General features: G+C 66.7%; 20 protein-coding genes, 1 tRNA gene and 1 pseudogene. 7 read left to right on the forward strand and 15 right to left on the reverse strand.

The features are described 5' to 3' along the window. Positions 1-110: 110 nt before the first annotated feature. Positions 111-1,613 (reverse strand): DEAD/DEAH box helicase, encoded by a 1,503-nt coding sequence (locus AC3WRI_RS10615; protein WP_176844223.1) that lies wholly within the window; start codon positions 1,611-1,613, stop codon positions 111-113. A gap of 318 nt (positions 1,614-1,931) precedes the next feature. On the opposite strand from AC3WRI_RS10615, the gene AC3WRI_RS10620 reads away from it, so the two are divergent. Further along, on the forward strand, positions 1,932-2,078 hold the full coding sequence (locus AC3WRI_RS10620; RefSeq protein WP_010813624.1) for a hypothetical protein: 147 nt from the start codon (positions 1,932-1,934) through the stop codon (positions 2,076-2,078). 36 nt (positions 2,079-2,114) lie between these two features. On the opposite strand, the pseudogene AC3WRI_RS10625 reads toward AC3WRI_RS10620, so the two are convergent. Both AC3WRI_RS10625 and AC3WRI_RS10630 read right to left on the reverse strand, forming a co-directional pair. Beyond that, positions 2,115-2,768, reverse strand: a pseudogene (locus tag AC3WRI_RS10625) (tripartite tricarboxylate transporter substrate-binding protein); the annotation flags it as partial. Positions 2,769-2,899: 131 nt separating this feature from the next. Continuing rightward, on the reverse strand, positions 2,900-4,528 hold the full coding sequence (locus tag AC3WRI_RS10630) for an acyl CoA:acetate/3-ketoacid CoA transferase (RefSeq protein ID WP_010813625.1): 1,629 nt from the start codon (positions 4,526-4,528) through the stop codon (positions 2,900-2,902). Positions 4,529-4,708: 180 nt separating this feature from the next. Between AC3WRI_RS10630 and AC3WRI_RS10635 the strand changes: the two genes are divergently transcribed. Next, the gene (locus AC3WRI_RS10635; protein ID WP_454751402.1) at positions 4,709-5,488 is read left to right on the forward strand and encodes an IclR family transcriptional regulator domain-containing protein; all 780 of its coding nucleotides are present in this window, start codon (positions 4,709-4,711) and stop codon (positions 5,486-5,488) included. A 528-nt stretch (positions 5,489-6,016) separates the two neighbouring features. On the opposite strand, the gene AC3WRI_RS10640 is transcribed toward AC3WRI_RS10635, so the two are convergent. After that, on the reverse strand, positions 6,017-6,370 hold the full coding sequence (locus AC3WRI_RS10640; protein ID WP_010813628.1) for a DUF1428 domain-containing protein: 354 nt from the start codon (positions 6,368-6,370) through the stop codon (positions 6,017-6,019). 78 nt (positions 6,371-6,448) lie between these two features. Beyond that, complete coding sequence (locus AC3WRI_RS10645) at positions 6,449-7,366, reverse strand: LysR family transcriptional regulator (RefSeq protein WP_439670825.1); 918 nt, start codon at positions 7,364-7,366, stop codon at positions 6,449-6,451. A gap of 292 nt (positions 7,367-7,658) precedes the next feature. On the opposite strand from AC3WRI_RS10645, the gene AC3WRI_RS10650 reads away from it, so the two are divergent. Together AC3WRI_RS10650 and AC3WRI_RS10655 are read left to right on the forward strand one after the other, a co-directional pair. Continuing rightward, complete coding sequence (locus tag AC3WRI_RS10650; RefSeq protein WP_492293300.1) at positions 7,659-8,168, forward strand: nucleoside deaminase; 510 nt, start codon at positions 7,659-7,661, stop codon at positions 8,166-8,168. A gap of 363 nt (positions 8,169-8,531) precedes the next feature. Further along, complete coding sequence (locus AC3WRI_RS10655) at positions 8,532-10,778, forward strand: phosphocholine-specific phospholipase C (protein WP_011615799.1); 2,247 nt, start codon at positions 8,532-8,534, stop codon at positions 10,776-10,778. Between the two features lie 59 nt (positions 10,779-10,837). On the opposite strand, the gene AC3WRI_RS10660 is transcribed toward AC3WRI_RS10655, so the two are convergent. Together AC3WRI_RS10660 and rpoD are read right to left on the reverse strand one after the other, a co-directional pair. Next, a tRNA-Ile gene (locus tag AC3WRI_RS10660) sits at positions 10,838-10,916 on the reverse strand. Between the two features lie 10 nt (positions 10,917-10,926). Beyond that, complete coding sequence (gene rpoD / locus AC3WRI_RS10665) at positions 10,927-13,203, reverse strand: RNA polymerase sigma factor RpoD (protein ID WP_037023603.1); 2,277 nt, start codon at positions 13,201-13,203, stop codon at positions 10,927-10,929. On the opposite strand from rpoD, the gene AC3WRI_RS10670 reads away from it, so the two are divergent. Continuing rightward, positions 13,193-13,588, forward strand: coding sequence for a hypothetical protein (locus AC3WRI_RS10670; protein ID WP_231881360.1), 396 nt, complete (start codon positions 13,193-13,195; stop codon positions 13,586-13,588). The two genes, rpoD and AC3WRI_RS10670, sit on opposite strands and share 11 nt — an antisense overlap. 95 nt (positions 13,589-13,683) lie before the next feature. On the opposite strand, the gene dnaG is transcribed toward AC3WRI_RS10670, so the two are convergent. The 4 genes from dnaG to AC3WRI_RS10690 form a co-directional block, all read right to left on the reverse strand. Continuing rightward, positions 13,684-15,495, reverse strand: coding sequence for a DNA primase (dnaG, locus tag AC3WRI_RS10675; protein WP_011615801.1), 1,812 nt, complete (start codon positions 15,493-15,495; stop codon positions 13,684-13,686). A 201-nt stretch (positions 15,496-15,696) separates the two neighbouring features. Continuing rightward, on the reverse strand, positions 15,697-16,146 hold the full coding sequence (locus tag AC3WRI_RS10680) for a GatB/YqeY domain-containing protein (protein ID WP_010813636.1): 450 nt from the start codon (positions 16,144-16,146) through the stop codon (positions 15,697-15,699). 128 nt (positions 16,147-16,274) lie between these two features. Continuing rightward, positions 16,275-16,487: a 30S ribosomal protein S21 gene (gene rpsU, locus AC3WRI_RS10685; RefSeq protein WP_010813637.1), complete on the reverse strand. Its 213-nt coding sequence runs from the start codon at positions 16,485-16,487 to the stop codon at positions 16,275-16,277. Between the two features lie 136 nt (positions 16,488-16,623). Beyond that, positions 16,624-17,889 carry a BaiN/RdsA family NAD(P)/FAD-dependent oxidoreductase gene (locus AC3WRI_RS10690; protein WP_010813638.1) on the reverse strand — a complete coding sequence of 422 codons (1,266 nt, stop codon included), beginning with the start codon at positions 17,887-17,889 and terminating at the stop codon, positions 16,624-16,626. Between the two features lie 157 nt (positions 17,890-18,046). On the opposite strand from AC3WRI_RS10690, the gene tsaD reads away from it, so the two are divergent. Continuing rightward, positions 18,047-19,081: a tRNA (adenosine(37)-N6)-threonylcarbamoyltransferase complex transferase subunit TsaD gene (gene tsaD / locus AC3WRI_RS10695; RefSeq protein ID WP_010813639.1), complete on the forward strand. Its 1,035-nt coding sequence runs from the start codon at positions 18,047-18,049 to the stop codon at positions 19,079-19,081. Between the two features lie 60 nt (positions 19,082-19,141). On the opposite strand, the gene folE2 is transcribed toward tsaD, so the two are convergent. The 4 genes from folE2 to AC3WRI_RS10715 form a co-directional block, all read right to left on the reverse strand. Beyond that, the gene (gene folE2 / locus AC3WRI_RS10700) at positions 19,142-19,945 is read right to left on the reverse strand and encodes a GTP cyclohydrolase FolE2 (protein ID WP_010813640.1); all 804 of its coding nucleotides are present in this window, start codon (positions 19,943-19,945) and stop codon (positions 19,142-19,144) included. 217 nt (positions 19,946-20,162) lie between these two features. Next, the gene (gene dxs, locus AC3WRI_RS10705; protein WP_010813641.1) at positions 20,163-22,079 is read right to left on the reverse strand and encodes a 1-deoxy-D-xylulose-5-phosphate synthase; all 1,917 of its coding nucleotides are present in this window, start codon (positions 22,077-22,079) and stop codon (positions 20,163-20,165) included. A 25-nt stretch (positions 22,080-22,104) separates the two neighbouring features. Continuing rightward, positions 22,105-22,989, reverse strand: coding sequence for a polyprenyl synthetase family protein (locus tag AC3WRI_RS10710; RefSeq protein ID WP_010813642.1), 885 nt, complete (start codon positions 22,987-22,989; stop codon positions 22,105-22,107). After that, positions 22,986-23,294 (reverse strand): exodeoxyribonuclease VII small subunit, encoded by a 309-nt coding sequence (locus AC3WRI_RS10715; RefSeq protein ID WP_010813643.1) that lies wholly within the window; start codon positions 23,292-23,294, stop codon positions 22,986-22,988. Before AC3WRI_RS10715 ends, AC3WRI_RS10710 begins: the two co-directional genes overlap by 4 nt. Before the next feature lie 380 nt (positions 23,295-23,674). Between AC3WRI_RS10715 and AC3WRI_RS10720 the strand changes: the two genes are divergently transcribed. Beyond that, complete coding sequence (locus tag AC3WRI_RS10720) at positions 23,675-24,778, forward strand: aromatic ring-hydroxylating oxygenase subunit alpha (RefSeq protein WP_035815796.1); 1,104 nt, start codon at positions 23,675-23,677, stop codon at positions 24,776-24,778. Positions 24,779-24,791 lie beyond the last annotated feature (13 nt).

Below are 24,791 nucleotides of genomic sequence, written 5' to 3' on the forward strand. Positions count from 1 at the left end.
TTGAACGCCTCGTCGTACTTCGTCATGAAAAACACCCCAAAGATTGGATCAACGTCCAACTTTTGGGGTGCAGTTCAAGGCGGGCCATTTTCAGCTACGGCAGGATCAGATCAGGACTTGCGCGGCACGCCGCCCAGCAGGGCAGCCACCGGCCGCTTGGGCGCCTGGCGGCCGCGGCTCAGCGCGGCAGCCACTTCATCGGCCGCCTTGGCCTGGGCGACGCTGGCGGCGCTGGGCTCGTACGGGCGCGAGAAGAACGGATCATCCGAGGCACGGAACACCTGGCGGTTGGCGCTGTGCTCGTGGCGGCGCGGACGCTCTTCGCCCTCGCCGTTGCCGCGCGCGCGACGCACGTCGCTACGCTCGCGGCGGCGCTCGGTATCGCCCTGGCGGGCGCGCTCGCCGGTCGGGTCGAAGCCTTCCAGCTTGCCGCGCGGGATGCTGCGCTTGATCAGCTTCTCGATATCGGACAGCAGGCGCTCGTCATTGCCCGGCACGTAGATCGACAGCGCATCGCCACTGGCGCCGGCCCGGCCGGTACGGCCGATGCGGTGCACATAGTCTTCGGCGCTGTACGGCACGTCGAAGTTGACCACGCACGGCATGTCGGGAATATCCAGCCCGCGCGCGGCCACGTCGGTGGCGACCAGCGCGTCGATGGTGCCGCTCTTGAACCCTTCCAGCGTCTGCATGCGCTCGGTCTGGGTCTTGTCGCCGTGGATGGCGGCGGCGTTGATGCCCTCGCGCTCCAAATGGCGCGCCAGGCGCGAGCAGCCGATCTTGCTGTTGACGAAGACGATGCACTGGCGCGACAGCCCCTGCTCGGCGCGCTGCTTGAGCAGGTGCACAACCGCCGCCTGCTTGTGGCCGTCTTCGACCAGGTACACCATCTGGCGCACGTTCTCGTTGGTCGAGTTGCTGCGTGCCACTTCGATCGTGACCGGGTGCTTCAGGTAGCTGGAGGCAAGCCGCTTGATTTCCGGCGAGAACGTAGCCGAGAACAGCAGCGTCTGGCGATGCGCCGGCAGCAGGTTGATGATGCGCTGCAGGTCCGGCAGGAAGCCCATGTCGAGCATGCGGTCGGCTTCGTCCAGCACCAGCATCTGCACCTGCGACAGGTTGACCGACTTCTGCTGCACGTGGTCCAGCAGGCGGCCGGGCGTTGCCACCAGGATCTCCACGCCGCGGCGCAGGGCGTCGGTCTGCGGGTTCATGTCGACGCCGCCGAACACCACGGTGCTGCGCAGGTCGGTGTGCTTGGCGTAGCGCGCGACGTTGTCATAGACCTGGTCGGCCAGTTCGCGCGTGGGGGTCAGCATCAGCGCGCGCACCGGGTGGCGCGCCGGCGAGGCGCTGGCATTGGCCAGCGGCAGCAGGCGCTGGATGATCGGCAGCGCGAAGCCCGCGGTCTTGCCGGTGCCGGTCTGCGCGGCGCCCATCATGTCCTTGCCTATCAGCACGACCGGGATGGCCTGTGCCTGGATCGGGGTGGGCGTGGTGTAGCCCTGCTCGGACAAGGCGCGCAGGATGCGCGCGTCCAGGCCAAAGCTGTCGAATGTCTGCACGGCGGTCTGCCCCGCGGTAGTGGCTTCTGGTGCGTTCGTAGTGGTCATGGGTATCGGTGTCTGGCGGGAGGCGAACCCGGCACAAACGGATACGCGTCTGGAACTCATCTCGCCCTGACTCTCGCCTGGCGCCGGGAGGGTTCCGGCACGGCCATGCTGGCTGCAGCATTTGGCCAAGAGAATCAAAGACTTAGATTTTAGCACCTCTGCCAGCACAGTGGGCATTCTGGCAGCGCCGTGCGACTGGCGCGACAGATGGCGGCACAGGCTGGCGGGATTTCAAGAAACTGTCATATCCACCACGCAAGATGCCGGCGGCGCGGCGGCCACGGCCGGACCGCGCCACCCCAACTCACCGAGACCTACATGGACTTCGAGCTTTTCCGCCAGACCTGCCAGCAGTTCCTGCGCACCTCCAGCCAGTTCCTTGGCCTGGCCGCGGCCGCCTGCCAGCCGGCGCTGCCCTTGCCGGCGCTGCCGGCCAGCCAGGCGCAAGGGCAGCAGCCCGCCTGAGCTTCAGACGGGCCACCTGAGCGGCATCCGAATCACTCAGTCGCCACGGATGCCGTTGTCCTGGATCACCTTGCCCCACTTGCTGTAGTCGGCCTTCATGCGCGCGGCCAGCTGCTCGGGCGGCATATAGGCGGCCACCGTGCCGGCGCCCAGCATCTTCTGCTGCACGCCCGGATCGGCCAGCGCCTTCTTCAGCTCGGCCGACAGCGTGGCCACCACCTCCGTGGGTGTGCCGGCCGGCGCCAGCAGGCCGCCCCAGGCAGTGGCGTCGAAGCCCGGGAAGCCCTGCTCGGCCACCGTCTTGACGTCGGGCGTGAAACTCACGCGCTTGGCCGAGCCCACCGCGATCGGGCGCAGCTTGCCGGCCTTGATGTGCGGCAGCGCGGCGATCATGTCCGAGAACATCATCGGCACCTGGCCGGCCAGCAGGTCGGAGATGGCGGGCGCGCTGCCCTTGTACGGCACGTGCTGCACGTCGAAGTGGCCCAGGTTCTTCAGCAGCTCGGTCGACAGGTGGCCGAAGCTGCCATTGCCGGCGCTGGTGTAGTTCAGCGCGCCGGGCTTGGCCTTGGCCTTGGCGATGTACTGCTGCAGGCTGGTCACGTCCGGCATCGCCTGCGGGTTGACCACCATCACGATGGGCAGGTCATAGGCCGCGCCGATTGGCGTGAAGTCCTTGAAGATGTCGTGGGATGAAGCGACAGCGGTTCAGTAATGTCATGACAGATCGTGGCGAGCCTCCTCGCGAACCGGTCATGGCCGGCCCGTCTGACTGATGCATATGGCGGCGGTGCTTGCCCGGCCGGCCGCGAATGACAGGATTACAGGTGCAGGGGCCCGGCCTGGAACAGCCGCGCATCCATTTCGCGCAGGTCCTGCGCAACGGCGATGGGCGTCGAGCACTGGTCGAGCACGTCGCGCTGCAGGTCCACGCCGGGGGCGATCTCGACCAGCGTGAGGCGGGCTTCGCCGTCTGCGCCAGCGCGCATCTCGAACACCGCGCGCTCGGTGATGTACAGCACCGGGATGCCGAGCGACGCCACATAGGGCCCGTTGAAGCTCAGGTGCGACACCTCAGGCACGATCTTCTTCACGCGGCCTTCGCGCACGATCTGCAGGCCGCCGTCGCCGGCGCGGACTTCCAGCCCGCCCGCCGTCAGCGTGCCCATGAACACCACCGCGCGCGCGCTCTGCGTGATGTTGATAAAGCCGCCGACGCCGGCAATCGATGCGCCCTCGCCTTCGCCGAACTTGCTGACATTGACGTTGCCGTGGCCATCCAGCTCGGCCAGGCCGAGGATGGCCAGGTCGATGCCGCCGCCCTCGTAGAAATCGAACTGCGCGGGCTGATCCACCACCGCCTCCGGGTAGGCCGAGGCACCGAAGCTGAGGCCATCCGCGGGCGTGCCGCCGATGGGGCCGGCCTCGACGGTCAGCGTGAAGCCGTCCAGCCCGGCCTGGTGCGCCAGCATGCCGACCGCTGCCGGCATGCCCACGCCCAGGTTGACCACGCGCGGCGCACGGCGCGCCAGTTCCATCACCGCACGGCGCTGCACGATGGTGCGCGCGTCGAGCGGGCCGGCAGCCACCGGCGCCGCTTCCGCTTCGGCCACTGCTGCCTCGCCCTGCCATGGCGTCACGTAGGCCGGGTTGTAGGATTCGGCAAACGTCATCTGGTGGTTGGCGGGGTTGTCGCAGACCACCACGTAGTCGACCAGGATGCCGGGCACGTGGATGGCCTGCAGGATCTCGTGGTGGTCGACCAGGCTTTCCACCTGCGCGATCACGATGCCGCCCGAGTTGTGGGCCGCCTGCGCCATCGCCAGCAGCTCATGGTGGAAGGCTTCGCGATGGGTGCTGAGGTTGCCGCGGGCGTCGGCCGCGGTGCAGCGGATCAGCGCGCAGTGGATCGGGAAGCTCGGGTAGAACAGGTATTCGTCGCCGCGGAAGTCGACCGCATCGACCCAGCATGCCTTGCCCTCGGCAATGGCCTGGCGCGCGCGCTCGTTGACGGCGCCGCCGTGGTAGCGCGCATCCTGCGCGGTGCGCGGGTCGACGAAGGTGTGCAGGCCGATCTTGGTCATCACGCCGGGCTTGCCGCCGGCGATGGCGCGGTATAGGTGCGTCAGCACGCCCTGCGGCAGGTTGTAGCCCTCGCACTGCTCGGCCATGGCCAGCGTGGCCAGCCGCGTGGCCGAGCGCCAGTGGCCGCCGACGATGCTGGCGGTCATGCCGGCATTGCCGAAGTGGTTCACGCCGCGCGCGCCGCGGTCGCCCTGCCCGGCCGAGTACACCAGCGTCAGGTCGCGCGGCAGCCCGCTCTGCAGGAAGCGCTGCTCCAGCGCCTCGGTCACGGCCTCGGCATGGCCGGCGCCGACAAAGCCCGCGCTGGCCACGGTCCAGCCGTCCTGCACCAGTGCCGCCGCTTCGCGTGCGGTGATCACCTTCATTGCTGTCTCCGGTTTCGTTGTGCCGTCCCGCATCGGTGGCGGCACGTTTTTCCGTGAATTTTGTTTTGCGAACATTTGTTCGGAAAACGCTATCATACGGACATGCCGGCCGCTGGCGCAAGTCCGGCGCGGCATGGAGAACCATATGATCTCCCCTCCATTTCCCCGTATTAAGCCGAAATGCCGCAAGCCGAAGCCGCCAAGAAAGACGAACTGCTGGAATCGCTGAGCAAGGGCCTGGCGCTGCTGCGCCTGTTCGCCGGCGGCGCGGAACGCCTGACCATGCAGGACGTCGCCGAGCAGCTCGACGTGACCCGCGCCGCCGCGCGCCGGCTGCTGCTGACCCTGGAGCACAACGGCTACGTGGCGCAGGACGGCCGCCACTTTGCGCTGACGCCGCGGGTGATGGAGCTCGGCTATGCCTACTTTGCCTCGATGAGCCTGCCGCAGGTGGCGCGGCCCTACCTGCAGGGGCTGTGCGAGTCCCTGGGCGAAAGCTGCTCGGTGGGCGTGCTCGATGCGGAATCCGTGGTGCTGGTGGCGCGCGAGGAGCCGCGCCAGCTGCTGCGCGTGGACATGGCGCTGGGACGGCGCATGCCGGCCTATGCGCATTCGCTTGGCCGCGTGCTGCTGGCCGGCCTCGACGATGACGCGCTCGAGGCCTACCTGGCAGGCGCCACGCTGCGCAAGCTGACGCCGTTCACGGTCAGCTCGCGCACGGCGCTGGCGCGCACGCTGCGGCAGGTGCGCACCGACGGCTACTGTGTGCTGGTGAGCGAGCTGGTGGACGGCTACGCCGGGATCTCGGTGCCGTTGCGCGACCAGGCCGGCAAGGCGGTGGCCGGGCTGGGCTTCAGCATGGTGCTGGGCAGCCGCGACCAGGCCCAGCTGGAGACGCGCTTCCTGGGGCCGCTGCGCGAGGCCGCCGCCCGCATCGAAACCATCCTGCAGGCGCGCTGAGGCGCCCGCGGCCCATGTAGAAAAGCCCCGCATGCCAGGGAGGCAGCGGGGCTCAAATGGTAGCGGGGCAATCTGCTCGACCACCCACGCCTTGATCCTGGCGCATCGCGCCACGGCGGACATCCCCCAAATGTGGGCCATTGCCATGCCGCGTTGCCGGCAGGCCGCAAACGCGCCCTGCGAAGCCTGTCAATCATGGCCCTGTCACATTCCTGAAGGAATCCGGGTTTTCGCCGAGCGGGTTTTCGCCAGCTTCCGGCCAACGTCCGGATGCGGTCTACTGGACTCACATCGACGGCCTGGCACCGCAAACGCCGGATCGCCGCAGCCGATGGTGCCTCAGAACAAGTCCAATGACCGGGAGACAGACCATGGTGACGAAGAAAGAAGACGCTTTCGTACTGAAGAACCTTCTCGCCCTCGCAGCAGTGGAAACCCTGGGTGGCGCGATTGCCCTGGGCATGGTCTTCCACCTGATCTGAACTCGCTTGCTGCGCGCCGGCGCTGCCACGCCGGCGCCCGGCGCGCTTACTCGTCGACAATCACCTCGAAGCCGCCAAAGATCATCCGCTGGCCGTCGAACGGCATCGGATCCATGCCTTCCTTCAGGCGCGGGTCGGCCATCGCCGCCTTCATGCCAGTGTCGCGCTTCTCGCGTGACGGCCACAGGATCCACGAGAACACCACCGCCTCATCCTCCTTGCGCTGCACCGCCATCGTAAAGGACGTGACCTTGCCTTCCGGCACATCGTCACCCCAGCATTCCACCACCTTCAGCGCGCCGTGCTCCTTGAACACCGCGGCTGCCTTCTGCGCCACCTGGCGATAGGTCTCGCGAGTGGCCTGGGGAACGGCCAGTACAAATCCGTCGATATAGGACATGGGCTTCACTCCTGGTCAGATTGAATCGTGCGAATCGGATCAAACGCGCGATGACTACCATAGTCCATCGCCGCGCCCTCAGCGGGTGGTCCGCTGCCCGCGCCGGTCGACCTCGAACACCATGTTTTCCCGGAAGCGCTGCCGTAGCCACTGCTCGGCCCGGCCCTGCGGCCGGCCCGACTTCGCCCAGATCAGGTCGACGCTGACCAGCCAGTCCGTGTACGGATAGGCCGCCAGGTCCAGTTCCACCAGTTCGCCGCGCTCCAGCGCCGCGCGCACCAGTTGCCGCGGCAGTGTGGCCCAGCCCAGCCCGCTTTTCACCATTTCGACCAGCGCCAGGTAGCTTTCGGCGCGCCACACCCGCGCCGCGCGCAGGTATTCGCTGGTGGGCAGCTTGTCGGCATGCGCGCTGAAGGCCAGGCGCCGATAGGCGTGCAGGTCGGCAAACGAGACCTGTTCGCGCCCGGCCAGCGGGTGTCCCGGGTGCACCACATGCACCATTATCAGCTTGCCCAACTGCACGAAGGCCAGTTCCGGCGCGTAGTGCGGCTGCGCGAAGGCGATGCCGAGCTCGGCCTCGCCCTGCAGCACCAGTTCGCTGACATCGCCGTAGACCGGATTGCGAATGGTCAGGTCGACATACGGAAACTCCCGCTCGAATTCGGCCAGCACCGGCATCACCGCGTGGTACGGGATTTCGATCGCCAGCGTCAGCCCGGGCGGGTTGGCATCGGCCAGGCTGGCGGCATGGGCCTGCAGCGACAGGCAACGCTCCAGCACGGCTTCGGCCTCGGTCAGCAGCTTGCGGCCGGCCCCGGTCAGCGCCGGATTGCGGCTGCTGCGGTCGAACAGCGGCACGCCGAGGTCGATCTCCAGGTTGGCCACCGCCGCACTGACCGTGGACTGGGTCTTGCCCAGGCGCCGCGCGGCAGCGGAAAAGGAGCCTGTCTCAACCACCAGTGCGAATACCTGCAACTGGTCCAGCGAAAAACGCATGGCCACCCTCCCGCGACCCATCGACTGGATCGATAGGTATTGATTTGTTGTACCGATGAAGTTGCGGAGATGATGCCGCAACGGCCGAGGGATCACAAATCCCGGCAATCCCGGCCGGCGCTGCCCAATCCGCCCTGCCAGAGGCGGAAGCGGCTTCCATCGAAAAAGGAGACAAGCCCATGAAGACCCCGACACCGGTACACCCGGTCGATGAAATCCTGCCGCTGCGCCAGCTGGCGAGCTTCGGCCTGCAGCACGCCCTGATCCCTTTCCCCAACCGGAGACCCCAAGCATGACCCGAATCACAGACCCGTACGGCGCTGAACTGTCGCCGCTCGACCTGGAACTGCTGCGCCAGTCGATCGCGCTGTCCGATGCATCCAGGGCTCGCGGCCGCCATCCGTTCGCCGCGCTGGTGGCCGACCAGGCCGGCAACATCATCGCCAGCGCCGGCAACAACTCGATGCCGCCGGAGGGCGACCCGACCCAGCACGCCGAACTGGTCGCCGCCGCGCAGGCCGCGCGTGCGCTGCCGCCGGAGCAACTGGCCGACTGCACCCTCTACACCAGCGCGGAGCCATGCTGCATGTGCGCCGGCGCGATCTACTGGACCGGCATCGGGCGCGTGGTCTATGCGCTGTCAGAACACAAGCTGCTGGGCCTGACCGGCGACCACCCGGAGAACCCCACCCTCTCGCTGCCTTGCCGCGAAGTGTTCGCGCGCGGGCAGCGCCAGGTGGATGTGGTCGGGCCGGTGCTCGAGGACGAAGCCGCGGCACCGCACGCGGGCTTCTGGAAGTAGCCATCCTGCCTGCCGTCCGCCCGACGGTCGGCACCGATAGGCGTTGGACATTCTGTCATCGACACGTCACCCCGCCTTCCTACACTCGCCTGGCTCCGGCTCCCAGCAGCCGCCACACCCACCCAGCCAGGCGAACCCGATGCTCCCCTGCAAACTTCCAAGAACCCTGGCCACGACCCTGATCGCGGCGGCATTGCTCACCGCATGCGGTGGCGATGACGGCGGCGGCAACCTGTCGCCGAGTGCGACTGTCACGCCGAACGCACAACCGGAACAGCCCGGCAAGAAGCCGGACCAGCGGCCCGACCCCGTGATTCGCTGCGCCCCCTGACAACGCAAGTCCCGACGCCATCCGACAAGACCATGGTCTCTCGCCGCAACTTCCTGCAAGCCGCAGCCGGCACCGGCTTCGCCGCCGCCGCACTGGCCGCGTTCCCGCCCAGCATCCGCAAGGCCCTGGCCATCCCGGCCAACAATGCCACCGGCACCATCAAGGATGTCGAGCATGTGGTGATCCTGATGCAGGAGAACCGTTCCTTCGACCACTACTTCGGCACGCTCAAGGGTGTGCGCGGGTTCGGCGACCGCTTCACCATCCCGCTGCCCAATGCGCGCAAGGTATGGCAGCAACAGCGCTCCAACGGCGCCGTGCTGACCCCGTATCACCTGGATGGCACCAACAACAACGCGCAGCGCGCGGCCGGCACGCCGCATGCGTGGGTGGACAGCCAGCAGGCCTGGGACCACGGCCGCATGGCCAGTTGGCCGACGTACAAGACCAATACCTCGATGGGCTACTTCAAGGAGAAGGAGATCCCGTTCCAGTTCGCACTGGCCAATGCGTTTACGCTGTGCGACGCGTACCACTGCTCGATGCATACGGGCACTGACGCGAACCGTTCATTCCACCTGACCGGCACCAACGGCCCGACCGCAGCCAACGTCGCCTTCGTCAACAATGAGTGGGACGCGATCGACGGCCTGCCCGCCTCGGCCAACACCGGCTACACCTGGAAGACCTATGCCGAGCGGCTGGAAGCAGCCGGCATCAGCTGGATCTGCTACCAGAACATGCCGGACGAATGGGGCGACAACATGCTGGGCGCGTTCCAGCAGTTCCGCAAGGCCAACCTGGCCTCGGGCTTTCCGGTATCCAGCGGCGGCGCGCCGGGCGCGCCCTATGCCAACACCGGCCAGCCACTGCCGTACCACGCCTACGATGCGGCCACCGACAATGCCGCCAATCCGCTGTACAAGGGCGTGGCCAACACCCTGCCCGGCACCAGACCCGAGGAATACCTCGACGCCTTCCGCCGCGACATCAAGGAAGGCAGGCTGCCGCAGGTATCGTGGATCAATGCGCCGTCGATCTACTGCGAGCATCCCGGCCCGTCCAGCCCGGTTCAGGGCGCGTGGTTCCTGCAGGAAGTGCTGGACGCGCTGACCGCCGTGCCCGAGGTCTGGAGCAAGACCGTGCTGCTGGTCAACTTCGACGAGAACGACGGCTACTTCGACCACGTCCCCTCCCCCTCGGCGCCGTCGGTGAACCCCGACAAGACGCTGGCCGGCAAGGCGACGCTGAGCGATGCCGAGATGCAGGCCGAATACTTCAACCATCCGCCGCCACCGGGCAGCCGGACCCAGCCCGCTGCTGACGGCCGCGTCTACGGTCCCGGGCCGCGCGTGCCGCTTTACGCGATCTCGCCGTGGAGCCGCGGCGGCTGGATCAATTCCCAGGTGTTCGACCATACCTCCGTGCTGCGCTTCCTGGAAGCGCGGTTCGGCGTGGCCGAACCCAACATCAGCCCGTTCCGCCGTGCCGTCTGCGGCGACCTGACCAGCGCGTTCAACTTCAAGACGCCCAACTCGGAAGCCCTGCCCACGCTGAGTGGCCGCACCACGCGCAGCGGCGCCGACCAGCTGCGCCAGGCCCAGCAGGCACTGCCCGCGGTGCCGCTGCCGGTCGACATGCAATTGCCGCTGCAAGCCACCGGCACCCGCCCGTCACGCGCGCTGCCGTACGAGCTGCACACCAGCGCGCGCTGCAGCGCCGTGGGGCAGGTCGAACTGGTATTCGCCAACACCGGCACGCAAGCCGCGGTGTTCCACGTCTACGACCGCTACCAGCTGGGCCGCATTCCGCGCCGCTATGTCGTGGAAGCCCGCAAGTCCCTGAGCGACACCTGGAACGTGTTCCAGGACAACGCCGGGCAATACGACCTGTGGGTACTGGGCCCCAACGGCTTCCACCGCCATTTCCGCGGCGATACCAACCGCATCGGCGACACCGGCATCGCACCGGAGATCCGCGTCTGCTACGACATTGCCAATGGCGACGTCTATGTCGACCTGATCAACGCCGGCCGCAAGGCCTGCCACTTCAGCATCCAGGCGCTCGCGTACCGAACCGATGGCCCGTGGCCGGTCACTGTCGGCGCCAATGACAGCAAGTCCGTGCATTGGTCGCTGGAGGAAAGCGGGCAGTGGTATGACTTCGCGGTGACGTGCGACAGCGACCCGGCGTTCTATCGCCGCTTTGCGGGGCGGGTGGAGAACGGCAGGCATACGGTTAGCGATCCGGCGATGGGGATGGTGACGGCGCAGGATTGAGCGGTAGTTCGAGGCAAAAAAAAGGACTGCAGGTATCAACCTGCAGTCCTTTTTCACATTGGTGGGCCTCCCGTGAGTCGAACACGGCACCAACGGATTATGAGTCCGCTGCTCTAACCAGGCATGAGCTAGAGGCCCTTGGAAGCGTTTAGTTGCCTTCCAGGAAGCTCTTCAGCTTGTCCGAGCGGCTCGGGTGGCGCAGCTTGCGCAGTGCCTTGGCCTCGATCTGGCGGATCCGTTCACGCGTGACGTCGAACTGCTTGCCGACCTCTTCCAGCGTGTGGTCGGTGCTCATTTCGATGCCGAAGCGCATGCGCAGCACCTTGGCTTCGCGCGGCGTGAGCGAGTCCAGCACGTCCTTGACGACGTCGCGCATGGAGCCGTGCAGCGCGGCTTCGGCCGGGGCCAGCGTGTTGGTGTCCTCGATGAAGTCGCCCAGATGGGAGTCGTCGTCGTCACCGATCGGCGTTTCCATGGAGATCGGCTCTTTGGCGATCTTCATGATCTTGCGGATCTTGTCTTCCGGCATCTCCATCTTCTCGGCCAGCGTTGCCGGATCCGGCTCGTTGCCGGTTTCCTGCAGGATCTGGCGCGAGATGCGGTTCATCTTGTTGATGGTCTCGATCATGTGCACCGGGATACGGATGGTGCGCGCCTGGTCGGCGATCGAGCGCGTGATGGCCTGGCGGATCCACCACGTGGCGTAGGTCGAGAACTTGTAGCCGCGGCGGTATTCGAACTTGTCCACCGCCTTCATCAGGCCGATGTTGCCTTCCTGGATCAGGTCGAGGAACTGCAGGCCGCGATTCGTGTACTTCTTGGCGATCGAAATCACCAGACGCAGGTTGGCCTCGGTCATCTCGCGCTTGGCTTCGCGGGCACGACGCTCGCCCTCGGCCATCTTGCGGTTGACGCCCTTCAGTTCCTTCAGCGGCAGCACCACGCGCGACTGCAGGTCGATCAGCTTCTGCTGCAGCTCATGCACGGCCGGCACGTTGCGCTCGACGATGGTGCTGTAGCCCTTGCCGTCGGCGACGATGGTGTGGACCCACTCGAGGTTGGTCTCGTTGCCCGGGAAGCGGGCGACGAATTCCGAGCGCGGCATGCCGCACTTGTCGACCACGATGTTCAGGATCGAGCGTTCGAGCTTGCGCACTTCGTCGACCTGGCCGCGCAGCGTGTCGCACAGGCGCTCGACATTGCGGGCGGTGAAGCGGATGCCCATCAGCTCGGCCTGGATGGCTTCCTGCGCCTTGACGTAGGGCTTGGAGTTGTAGCCTTCCTTTTCGAACGCGCGGCGCATCTTGTCGAACTGCTCGGCGATCACGCGGAATTTCTCCAGCGCGTTCTGCTTCAGTTCTTCCAGCTGGCGCGCGGAGGCACCGGCGCCGGCGCCGCCTTCGTCGTCATCGTCCTCGTCGCCTTCCTCTTCGTCGTCGGACTCGATATCCTCGTCGTCGGCCGCTGCAGCCGGGGCTGCGGGCGCTTCCGGGGCTTCGTCGGCGTTCGGGTCGATCAGGCCGTCGACGAATTCGTCGATCTTGATCTCGTCGTTGGCCACGCGCTCGGCATGGGCCAGGATCTCGGAGATGGTGACCGGGCAAGCCGAAATCGCCATCACCATGTCCTTCAGGCCGGCCTCGATGCGCTTGGCGATCTCGATTTCGCCTTCGCGCGTGAGCAGCTCGACCGTGCCCATTTCGCGCATGTACATGCGCACCGGGTCGGTGGTGCGGCCGAACTCGGAGTCCACCGTGGACAGGGCCGCTTCGGCCTCTTCCTCGGCTTCTTCCTCGCTGGTGGCGGACGGGGCGTTGTCGTTGAGCAGCAGCGTCTCGGCATCCGGCGCCTGTTCGTAGACAGCGATGCCGATGTCGTTCAGCGTGGCGACCAGCGTGTCGATCGTTTCCGAATCGACCATGTCGTCCGGCAGGTGATCGTTGATTTCCGCGTAGGTCAGGTAGCCGCGCGACTTGCCCAGCTTGATCAGCGCCTTGAGTTTCTGGCGACGCAGCTCAAGCTCTTCCTCGGTACCCTGCTGGGTCGAGGCGAACTCCTTGAGCAGGGCCTTTTCCTTGGCCTTGCGGTCCTTGGCTTTCTGCTTTTCGGTCTTCGGCGCCGCGGCCGGGGTTGCCGCCGGGCGCGCATCGTTCTCGTAAAACTCTTCAGTCACGTCGTCTGTTGTGCTGTCGTCGTGCTGCATCTCGGCCTTGGGCTTGCGGCCACGCTTTTTCGGCTCCGGCTTGATTGCCGGCGCAGCGGGACGCTCGGATGCAACGGATGCAGGTGTCGCGGCACGCGCCTTGGTTGCCGTAGTGGTGGTGCCAGCCTTGGCTTCCCCACTCTTGGCGCCGGCGGCTGCCGCTCGCTTGCTCTCGACTTCGGTATTCTGCTGTTTCGCCACGGTGATACTCTTGCCTTTCACTGGTGCAGATGCGGCGACCTTGCCGCTCGTACTGGCGCTCTTGCCGCTCTCGCGTGCCGAAGTCGAGGCCTTTGTCTTTTCGGATGTGCGAGTCCTGGCGGGAGTCGTCACGGCGGGCGCTTGCGCGCTACGCACGGACTTTGATGGCGCAGACCGGGCTGGTGTCTTGACTGACGCGGTCGATGTCTTCGCCGCCGTTGTTTTCACAGACGCCTTGCCGCTCCCTGATTGGGGAGCTTTAGAGGTAACCCTTTCGGTTGCTTTGGCCTTTGCCATTGGCACGCTCACTTTCACCAGAACTGGAGAGAAAGATTTCGCAATCCAAACCGGCTATTGTAGCACGCCACGCATAGCCGGCTCCCTATCAGGTGAGGTTTTCACCTGAAAAATCAAGGCTTAAGCTCGGCGGGGCCGGGCCCAGTCCCTTATCCAACGCTTACTGCCACCTCCTGGTTGATGACCAGGGCGCACACAGGCACCTCAGCCAAGTTGGCGCCGCCGGTGGATTTCGCCCACCAGCCAGCGCATGCGCTGCTTGGCCGCTTCATCGGCCGTGCCGGCCACTACCTCCGCCTGCAGGCCGTCGAGCTCGCGCCGCAGCGGCTCGGCCAGCAGCTTGGTAATGGCCGCATCGAAATCCTGTATTGCGGGTGCCTCTTCGATCTCTTCTCGCAGCACCGCGGCACGCGCCACGGCATACACCTCGGCATAGGGCGACTGGGCCAGGTGTTCGCTGAAGGCCGCAAAATTGACCTCGCCCTGCACGCTGTCGCACGCCTCCACCAGGTGCGCCAGCACTTCACTGTCGCTGCTCTCGCCGCCCAGCAGCAGCGCGCGCGCATCCTCGTCCAGCCTCGCCGACAGTGCCGGATAGCACATCAGCAGCTGGATCACCCGCTGCTCCAGCCCGGTCGGGGCCTGGCGGCGCGTGCGCGGGCGCGGCTGGGCGAAGCGGCCGACGCGGGCCGGGTCGCTGCGCAGGCCGCAGATGGCTTCGATCTCCGCGGGTGTCGTTCCCGTGGCATCGGCAAGTTCGCGCACAATCTGTAGCCTCAGGCCGCCGGCGGGCATGGCCTGCAGCAGCGGCTTGGCCTCGTACTGGGCCCGGGCGCGGCCCTCGGGCTGGCGCAGGTCCAGGTCTTCGGTGACCGACTGCAGCAGGAAGCGCGACAGCGGCATGGCGTTGCGCACCTGGGTGGCAAAGGCCTCGGTGCCCTCTTCGCGCACATAGCTGTCCGGATCATGCTCGGCCGGCAGGAACAGGAAGCGGATGGTCTTGTTGTCCGCCACATGCGGCAGGCAGGCTTCCAGCGCGCGCCGGGCCGCGCGGCGCCCGGCAGAGTCGCCGTCGAACGAGAACACCACGGCGTCGGTCTGGCGCAGCAGCTTCTGCACGTGCACAGGGGTGCACGCCGTGCCCAGGGTGGCAACGGCATTGGCAAAACCGAGCTGGGCCAGCGCCACGACGTCCATATACCCTTCGACCACCAGCACGTAGCCGGTTTCCCGGATTGCGTGACGGGCCTCGAACAGCCCGTACAGCTCCGTGCCCTTGCTGAACAGCGGAGTCTCGGGCGAGTTCAGGTACTTGGGCTCGCCCTGCCCCATCACGCGCCCGCCGAAGCCGATCACGGCCCCCTTGGTGTTGCGGATAGGGAACATGATGCGGTCGCGGAAGCGGTCGTAGCGGCGCGGCTTGCCGTCCGCATCGCGCTTGTCGCTTTCGATCAGCAGGCCGCACTCGACCAGCGGCGCCGACACGTTGTCATCACGATAGCTGCCGAATACGGCCTCCAGGCCCTGCCAGTCATCCGGCGCGTAGCCCAGGCCAAAGTTCGCGGCGATCTCGCCGGTCAGGCCACGGCCCTTCAGGTACTGGATCGCCTGCGGCGCGCTTCGCAGCTGGCGGCGGTAGAAATCGGTGGCGCGGGTCATGGCGTCGGACAGCGCCACCGAACGGGCCTGCTGCTCCGCGCGCTGCCCGGGCGGCAGACGGTCGCGCTCTTCCGGCACGCTCATGCCGACCGACTGGGCCAGCTCGCGCACCGCTTCCGGGTAGGACTGGCCGGAAAACTCCATCAGGAAGCCGATGGCCGAGCCGTGGGCGCCACATCCGAAGCAGTGGTAGAACTGCTTGGTCGGCGACACCGTGAATGACGGCGATTTCTCGTTATGGAAGGGGCACAGCCCCATGAAATTGGCGCCGCCCTTCTTCAGCTGCACATACTTGCCCACCACATCGACAATGTCGACACGGTTGAGCAGGTCCTGAATAAAGGATTGCGGAATCACCCGACTGACCGTCCTGAGGCATGGCCGTCCCGCGGCGGGCGGCTTCTTTTAGGAATGCGTGACCGGTGCGGCGCCCGGCTGCTATCGGAATATTGTAGTGCAGCGTGATAGGGCCGCCCGGACTACGTGACATCTCCGTGCAACTGCACCGAACCACGCGGATCCGGTGCTTATCTTGCCAGCAACCGATTAAATCAGTATTTACTTTGCTGCAAGTGCCGCCTTGACCAGGGCCGATACGGCGGTCATGTCGGCACGGCCGGCCAGCTTGCCCTTGAGCACGCCCATGACCTTGCCCATGTCCTGCGGACCGGCGGCACCAGTGGCGGCAACGGCCTGCTGGACCTCGGCGGCGACTTCCTCGTCCGACAGTGCTGCGGGCATGTAGGCCTGCAGCACTTCGACTTCCGCCGACTCCTTGTCTGCCAGGTCATTGCGGCCCGCCTGCCGGAACTGCGAGATCGAATCCTTGCGCTGCTTGATCAGCTTCTCGACCACGGCCAGCACGGCGGTATCGTCCAGTTCCACGCGCTCATCGACCTCGCGCTGCTTGATGGCGGCCAGCAGCAGGCGGATGGTGCCGAGGCGCTCCGTTTCGCGCGCGCGCATGGCGGTCTTCATGTCTTCGCTGATACGGGCTTTGAGGGACATCGTGATCTTCCAGAAAGTGGGTGGACACTCACAGGTGGCGGCGATGACCGCCCGCTGCAAGGCCCAGAATGCAAAAACCCGCCGAAGCGTAGGCCACAGCGGGTCGGATACAAGCGGGAGCGCCGGGGTCAGTACAGTTTCTTCGGCAGCATCTGGCTGCGGATGCGCTTGTAATGGCGCTTTTCGGCGGCTGCCTTCCTGCGCTTGCGCGCGGCGGTGGGCTTTTCGTAAAACTCGCGTGCCCGCAATTCCGGGAGCAGCCCGTTCTTCTCGATGGTGCGCTTGAAACGGCGCATGGCAACTTCAAAAGGCTCGTTTTCCTTGAGACGGATCGTGGTCATTTGGCCAGAAAATGAGAATTTTCGGGATAAGCGGCTCTACGAAGTTCTGGATTGTAGCACCAACAATCGAGCGCGGAAGTGGCGTGCAACGGACACTTGCCGAGTGCCGCCCACCGCCCTTCCAGCTCTCGCCAGTCTACCCTTGGGCTACCGATTGCCCTGCCGAAGCGGTGCGCGATGCCTCAGCCGCGGCCTGCCCCGCCGCCACCGCGGACGCCCACGCCCACTGGAAGTTGTAGCCGCCCAGCCAGCCGGTCACGTCCACCACCTCGCCGATGAAATACAGGCCCGGCACCTCGCGCGCCATCATGGTGGTTGACGACAGCGCCCGCGTGTCGACCCCGCCAAGCGTGACCTCGGCCTTGCGGTAGCCCTCGGTGCCCGACGGCACGATGCGCCAGCCGTTGAGCGTGGCGCCAAGCTTGCGCAGGGCCTTGTCGGTCACATCATGCAGCGGCATGGCGGCATCCACGCCCGAGGCCGCGCACCAGGCATCGGCCAGCCGCGCCGGCAACCGTTGCGCCAGCAGGTTGCCCAGGTGCTTGCGGCTGCCGGCCTTCTGCTCGAGCAGCCAGGCGGCGGCATCCTCGCCATCAAACAGGTCGATGGCGATCGGCGTGCCGGGACGCCAGTAGCTGGAAATCTGCAGCACGGCGGGTCCGGACAGGCCGCGATGGGTCCACAGCAGGTCTTCGCGGAAGGCTCCGGCCGCCTTGCCGTTGCCGGTGGCGATATCCACCTCCAGCGACACGCCGGCCAGCGGCGCGAACGGCACCCAGTCCTTGCCATCGAAGGTCAGCGGCACCAGCGCCGGCCGGGTTTCGACGATGCCCAGCCCGAACTGCCGGGCGATGCGATAGCCAAAGTCGGTGGCACCGATCTTGGGGATCGACAGGCCGCCGGTGGCCACCACCAGCGCCCCGGCCCGCACCGTGCCGGTAGCGGTGAGCAGCAGGAAGTCGTCGCCCTCGCGCCGGACCTCGGCCACGCTGCAGCCGGTGTGCCAGCGCACATGGCCGGTGTCGCATTCGGCGCGCAGCATGGCGATCACGTCTTCGGCGCTGTCGTTGCAGAACAGCTGGCCACGATGTTTCTCGTGCCAGTCGATGCCGTAGCGGCGCATCAGGCCAAGGAAATCCTGCGGCGTGTAGCGCGCCAGCGCCGAGCGGCAGAAGTGCGGATTGGACGACAGGTAGTTGGCGGGCCCGGCCTGCAGGTTGGTGAAATTGCAGCGCCCGCCGCCCGAGATGCGGATCTTCTCGGCAAGCTTGGTGGCATGGTCGATCAGCACCACGCGCGCGCCGTTCTGGCCGGCCACGGCGGCACACATCATGCCGGCCGCGCCCGCACCCAGCACGGCCACGTCATACCGGCCCGTCCGGGCCGATGTTGCCCCGCTCATTGCACGCCTCGCGCATCCATGTGTATTGCCACCGCCAGAGAAAGGGCAGATTGTAGCGAAAAGCACGCCGCGCGCTGCTGTGCTACCCTGCGCGCTTCCTGCAACCTGTTGTTTCGACAGCCGTTTCCCTGACCGGAGGCGGCCCTATGCGCTTCCCATGCTTGTCCTCGGCATCGAATCCTCCTGCGACGAAACCGGCCTCGCCCTCTATGACACCGGCGCCGGCCTGCTCGCGCACGCGCTGCACTCGCAGATCGCCATGCACCGCGACTACGGCGGCGTGGTGCCGGAACTGGCGTCGCGCGACCATATCCGCCGCGTGCTGCCGCTGCTGGAGCAGGTGCTGGCCGATGCCGGCCGTACCCGCCAGGACATCGACGCCATCGCCTTCACCCAGGGCCCCGGGCTGGCCGGCGCACTGCTGGTGGGCGCCTCGGTGGCCAATGCACTGGGCTTTGCGCTGAACGTGCCGATGGTGGGCGTGCACCACCTGGAAGGCCACCTGCTGTCGCCGCTGCTCACGCGCGAGCCGCCGCCCTTCCCGTTCGTGGCGCTGCTGGTGTCGGGCGGGCATACGCAGTTGATGGAAGTGCGCGGCATCGGCGACTACACGCTGCTGGGCGAAACCCTGGACGACGCCGCCGGCGAAGCCTTCGACAAGACCGCCAAGCTGCTGGGCCTGGGCTATCCGGGCGGCCCCGAAGTGTCGCGGCTGGCCGAATTCGGTATCCCCGGCGCCTTTGCGCTGCCGCGGCCGATGCTGCATTCGGGCAACCTGGATTTCTCCTTCGCCGGACTGAAGACCGCGGTACTGACGCAAACACGCAAGCTCGCCAACACCTGCGAGCAGGATCGCGCCAACCTGGCGCGCGCCTTTGTCGATGCCATTGTCGACGTGCTGGCCGCCAAGTCGATGGCAGCGCTCAAGCAGACCGGCCACAAGCGGCTGGTGGTGGCGGGAGGCGTGGGTGCCAACCGCCAGTTGCGCGAGCGGCTGGACCAGATGGGCAAGCAGCGCAAGATCGACGTGTATTACCCGGATTTGGCGTTCTGCACCGACAACGGCGCGATGATCGCGTTTGCCGGCGCCATGCGGCTGCAGGCAGCGCCCGAACTGGCGCGGCACGAGTATGGCTACGGCGTGACGCCGCGCTGGGACCTGGCGGATATCCGCCTGCCTTCGGCGGCCTGAACCGGACCAAAAAAATAGCCACCGCATGCGGTGGCTATTTCTATTGCAGCGACAACGCGGTCAGTCGACCCGCTTGTCCCGCTCGATCACCGCATACGCGCTGTGGTTGTGGATCGACTCAAAGTTCTCCGCCTCCAGCACATAGGCCACGATGCGATCATCCGCATTCAGGCGCATGGCGATATCGCGCACCAGGTCCTCGACGAACTTGGGGTTCTCATAGGCGCGCTCGGTGACGAACTTCTCGTCGGGGCGCTTGAGCAGGCCCCACAGCTCGCACGAGGCCTCTTCCTCGGCCATGCGCACCAGCGCTTCCACCGGCAGCTCGCCGGCCAGTTCCACGTTCATGGTGATATGCGAACGCTGGTTGTGCGCGCCGTACTGCGAGATCTTCTTCGAGCACGGGCACAGGCTGGTCACCGGCACCAGCGCCTTCAGGAACACGCGCGCGGCGCCGTCGCGCACTTCGCCGGTCAGCGTGACCTCGTAGTCCAGCAGCGACTCCACGCCCGACACAGGCGCGGTCTTGCTGATGAAGTACGGGAAGGTGACCTCGATGCGGCCGGCCTCGGCTTCCAGCTTTTCCAGCATCTTGTCCAGCATCAGCCGGAAGCTGGACAGCTCCAGCGGTGCGCGCTCTTCTTCCAGCAGCGCGACGAAGCGCGACATATGCGTGCCCTTCTGGTCCGCCGGCAGGTGCACGTCGAGATTGAAGGTGCCCACGCTCGGCATGATGCCGGCCGGGGTCTTCAGGGTCACGGGGTAACGCACGCCTTTGACACCGACACGCTGGATGGGGATCTGGCGGGTGTCGGGGCTCGACTGGACGTCGGGCATGACGAAGGCGGGATTGATGTCATTCATCTACGGTTTCCTCCAGGGTCGCGCCCAAGGGGGACGGCACGAGCCCTTACGGTCGCGGCAATTTCGCAGTCCATCCATGCCGCGCAACGAGTGTGAAACCACGGGATCCGGCAAGTGGCACGCCGGCCCGCAGCTGCGAACACAAAAAAGGGGAGTTTAAGGGAATTCGGACGCACTCGTGGTGCGAGGGCCGAATCCCCTTCGGGACAGCAGGTGATCAGGCCACGCGCGAGGCGACCGTGACCTTGGGCTGGTCCAGCCCGAAGCGCTCGCGCACCGAGCGCTCGATGCCGGCCGCATCCAGGCCGCATTGCTGCAGCAGATAGGCCGGGTCGCCGTGGTCGACGAAGCGGTCGGGCAGGCCCAGCGTCAGCACCGGCTTGTCGATGCCGGCCTCGGCCAGTGCCTCCAGCACGGCGCTGCCGGCGCCGCCCATCACGCTGCCCTCTTCCACGGTCACCAGGTAGTCGTTCTCCGCGGCCAGGCGCTTGACCAGCTCCACGTCGAGCGGCTTGACGAAACGCATGTCGGCGACCGCGGCATCCAGCGCCTCGGCGGCACCCAGGGCCGGGTGCACCATCGAGCCGAACGCCAGGAAGCCCACGCGATGCCCCGCGCGCGCACCTCCCTCGCGGCGCATCACGCCCTTGCCGACCGGCACAGTGGTGAGCTCGGCGGCAATGGCCGCGCCCGGGCCGGAGCCGCGCGGATAGCGCACGGCGCTCGGGCACGCCTGGTGGAACGCCGTGGTCAGCAGCTGACGGCACTCGTTCTCGTCGGACGGCGTCATCACCATCATGTTTGGGATGCAGCGCAGGTAGGCGATATCGTAGGCACCCGCGTGCGTGGCGCCGTCGGCGCCGACCAGGCCGGCACGGTCCAGCGCGAACACCACCGGCAGGTTCTGCAGCGCCACGTCGTGGATCAGCTGGTCGTAGCCGCGCTGCAGGAAGGTCGAGTAGATCGCCACCACCGGCTTGAGACCCTCGCAGGCCAGGCCGCCGGCAAAGGTCACGGCGTGCTGCTCGGCGATGCCCACGTCGTAGTAGCGGTCCGGGAAGCGCCGCTCGAACTCGACCATGCCCGAGCCCTCGCGCATCGCCGGGGTAATGCCGACCAGGCGCTTGTCGGCCGCGGCCATGTCGCACAGCCAGTCGCCGAACACCTGCGTGTAGGTCTTGCGCGCCGGCTTGGCCGCCGGGCGGATGCCCTCGGCCGGGTTGAACTTGCCCGGGCCGTGGTAGAGGATCGGGTCGGCCTCGGCCAGCTTGTAGCCCTGGCCCTTCTTGGTCACCACGTGCAGGAACTGCGGGCCGGCGCCCTCGAGCGCGCGCTCGCGGATATTCTGCAGCGTCGGCACCAGCGAGTTCAGGTCGTGGCCGTCGATCGGGCCGATGTAGTTGAAGCCGAATTCCTCGAACAGCGTGGCCGGCACCATCATGCCCTTGGCATGTTCCTCGAAGCGCTTGGCGAACTCCAGCACCGGCGGCGCCACCGACAGGACCTTCTCGATGCCCTTCTTGGTGGCCGCGTAGAACTGGCCGCTCAAGAGCCGCGCCAGGTGGCGGTTGAGCGCGCCCACCGGCGGCGAGATCGACATGTCGTTGTCGTTGAGCACCACCACCAGCGGCAGGTCCTTGTAGACGCCGGCGTTGTTCAGGGCCTCGAAGGCCATGCCCGCAGTCATGGCGCCGTCGCCGATCACCGCCACCGAGACGCGCTTCTCGCCCAGCGTGCGCGCACCGAGCGCCATGCCCAGCGCGGCCGAGATCGAGGTCGACGAATGCGCCGTGCCGAAGGTGTCGTATTCGCTCTCGCTGCGGCGCGGGAAGCCAGAGATGCCGCCCCACTGGCGCAGCGTGCCCATGCGCTCGCGGCGTCCGGTCAGGATCTTGTGCGGGTAGCTCTGGTGGCCCACGTCCCACACCAGCCGGTCGTCCGGGGTGTTGAAGACATAGTGCAGCGCGATGGTCAGCTCGACCGTGCCCAGGTTGGACGACAGGTGGCCGCCGGTCTGCGAGACCGACTCCAGCACATAGGCGCGCAGTTCGTCCGCCAGGGTCCGGAGCTCACGCCGGTCGAGCTTGCGCAGGTCTGCGGGGGCGTCAATCTTGTTGAGGAGTGCGTAGGTCATGATGTCCGTTCGGCCGGCTCTCTGTTTAGTGTGTGCGCAGCACGATCAGGTCCGCCAGGTCCCGCAGGCGGTCCGCGCGCTCGCCAAAGCCGGCCAGCGCCTCGTGTGCGTCGGCGCGCAGCGTCCCGGCCAGTGCGCGTGCCGGGTCAAGCCCCATCAGCGACACATAGGTCGGCTTGTCATGGGCGGCGTCCTTGCCGGCGGTCTTGCCCAGCGTGGCGGTATCGGCAGTGACGTCCAGAATATCGTCAACCACCTGGAACGCCAATCCCACTGCCGCCGCATAGCGATCCAGCGCGGCCAGGCCCTCGGCGTCGATTTCACCACATAGCGCACCCATGCGCACACTGGCGCGCAACAGCGCGCCGGTCTTCATGCGATGCATGGCCTCGAGCGCCTCGCGCGTCATGGCGCGGCCCACGTTCTGCAGGTCGATCGCCTGGCCGCCGGCCATTCCGGTCGAGCCCGACGCCAGCGCCAGCTCGGCCACCAGCTGCAGCCGCGCCGCGGGCGCGATCGCCCCGGCGCCGGCCAGCACGATAAAGGCCTGGGTCTGCAGCGCGTCGCCAACCAGCAATGCGGTGGCCTCGTCATAGGCCTTGTGCACGGTGGGCCGGCCGCGGCGCAGGTCGTCGTCGTCCATGCAGGGCATGTCGTCGTGCACCAGCGAATAGGCGTGGATCATCTCCACCGCACAGGCCGCCGCGTCGCAGGCGGCCGGAGCCGCCCCGCTGACCTCGCCGGCGGCATGCACCAGCAGCGGCCGCACGCGCTTGCCGCCGCTCAGTGCAGCATAGCGCATGGCTTCGTGCAGCGTATGCGGCACGGTCTCGGCAGCGGGCAGCGCCGCCTGTAGGGCGGCCTCGGTGCGGGCGCCCTGGGCCTGCATCCATTGGGCAAAGTCACTCATGCCTCGTCCGCCCCCAGCGCACCGTTGGCGCCATTGCCCTCGCCGGCCAGCGGCTTGAGCACGTCACCTTCCAGCACGCGGACCTGCTGCTCGACCCGCTCCAGCTTCTGCTGGCAGTAGCGCACCAGCTCGGCGCCGCGGCGGTAGGCCGCCAGCGATGCCTCCAGCGGCAGTTCGCCGCTTTCCATGCTGGCCACCAGCGTTTCCAGCTCGGCCATCGCCGCTTCGTAGGAAGCGGGCGGCGCCGATGCGCTGGTGTCGGCGGTGTTGTCGGTCTGGACCGGAGCGGTCGTCGTTTTTGGCATATCAGGACCTGGAATCAAGGACCCCGGGGGAAACCCGGATGGGGAAGCCCGGATTTTACGCCAAAGCGGGAGCTTGCCCCATCCTTGCGCACGGTCGGCGTGGACCTATCGGGGTGCACAAACCACAGAAGTGACTTGTGCGCTCGGGTCGTCTTTCCGAATGCGCCCGGTACGGCACCCCGATGACGACCCGGGTCGACTTTTTCGCTAAAAAGGCAAAAAAATCAGTCCCTTAACTTTTTGGGTCGGGTACAATCTCCCCCTCGCCGCCAGGGGGCTACCGGACCTTGCCGACCTGGCGGAAGTCTTTCCCAAATCGATTCAATTTTCGATGGTTGGGTTGTTCACTGCTTTCACCTGTTCATCTGGGAGTGGGGATAATGTCCAATCTCAGCACCGCGCTCAACCTGGCGCCGGCTGATTCGCAACTGCCCGTCGGCGTCTATTTCGACGAAGCGCTGCATCAACAAGAACTCGAACTGCTGTTCAGGAATGGCCCGGGCTATATCGGCCACGAGCTGATGGTTCCGGAAGTCGGCGACTACCACACGCTCAGGGCAGAGGACGAAGGCCGCATGCTGGTACGCAACGCCGCCGGCATCGAACTGATGTCCAACGTCTGCCGCCACCGCCAGGCCATCATGCTCAACGGCCGCGGCAATGCGCAGAACATCGTCTGCCCCCTGCACCGCTGGACCTACGACCTGAAGGGCGAGCTGCTCGGCGCGCCGCATTTCGACAAGCAACCCTGCCTGCACCTGAAGCGCTCGCCGCTGCAGAACTGGAACGGGCTGCTGTTCGACGGCAAGCGCGACGTGCGCGCCGACCTGGCCAGGCTGGGCGTGGCCCAGGACCTGAACTTCGACGGCTACATGCTGGACCACGTCGAGGTGCACGAGTGCGACTACAACTGGAAGACCTTTATCGAGGTCTACCTGGAGGACTACCACGTCGTGCCGTTCCACCCGGGGCTGGGCAGCTTCGTCTCGTGCGACGACCTCAAGTGGGAGTTCGGCGAGTGGCACAGCGTGCAGACCGTGGGCCTGCATGCCGGCCTGAAGCGCCCCGGCAGCCCGACCTACCAGAAATGGCACGACGCGGTGCTGCGCTTCAACGACGGCGTGCTGCCCAAGCACGGCGCGATCTGGCTGACCTACTACCCCAACATCATGGTGGAGTGGTACCCCAACGTGCTGGTGATCTCGACGCTGCACCCGGTCGGCCCGCGCAAGACGCGCAATGTGGTGGAGTTCTACTACCCCGAGGAAATCGCGCTGTTCGAGCGCGAGTTCGTCGAGGCCGAGCGCGCCGCCTACATGGAAACCTGCATCGAGGACGACGAGATCGCCGAACGCATGGATGCCGGCCGGCTGGCGCTGCTCAAGCGCGGCACCAGCGAAGTCGGGCCGTACCAGTCGCCGATGGAAGACGGCATGCAGCATTTCCATGAGTGGTATCGCCGCGCCATGGCTTACGCCGGCTAGTCCGGCGGACTAG

Source organism: Cupriavidus sp. FW305-27 (assembly GCF_058787995.1).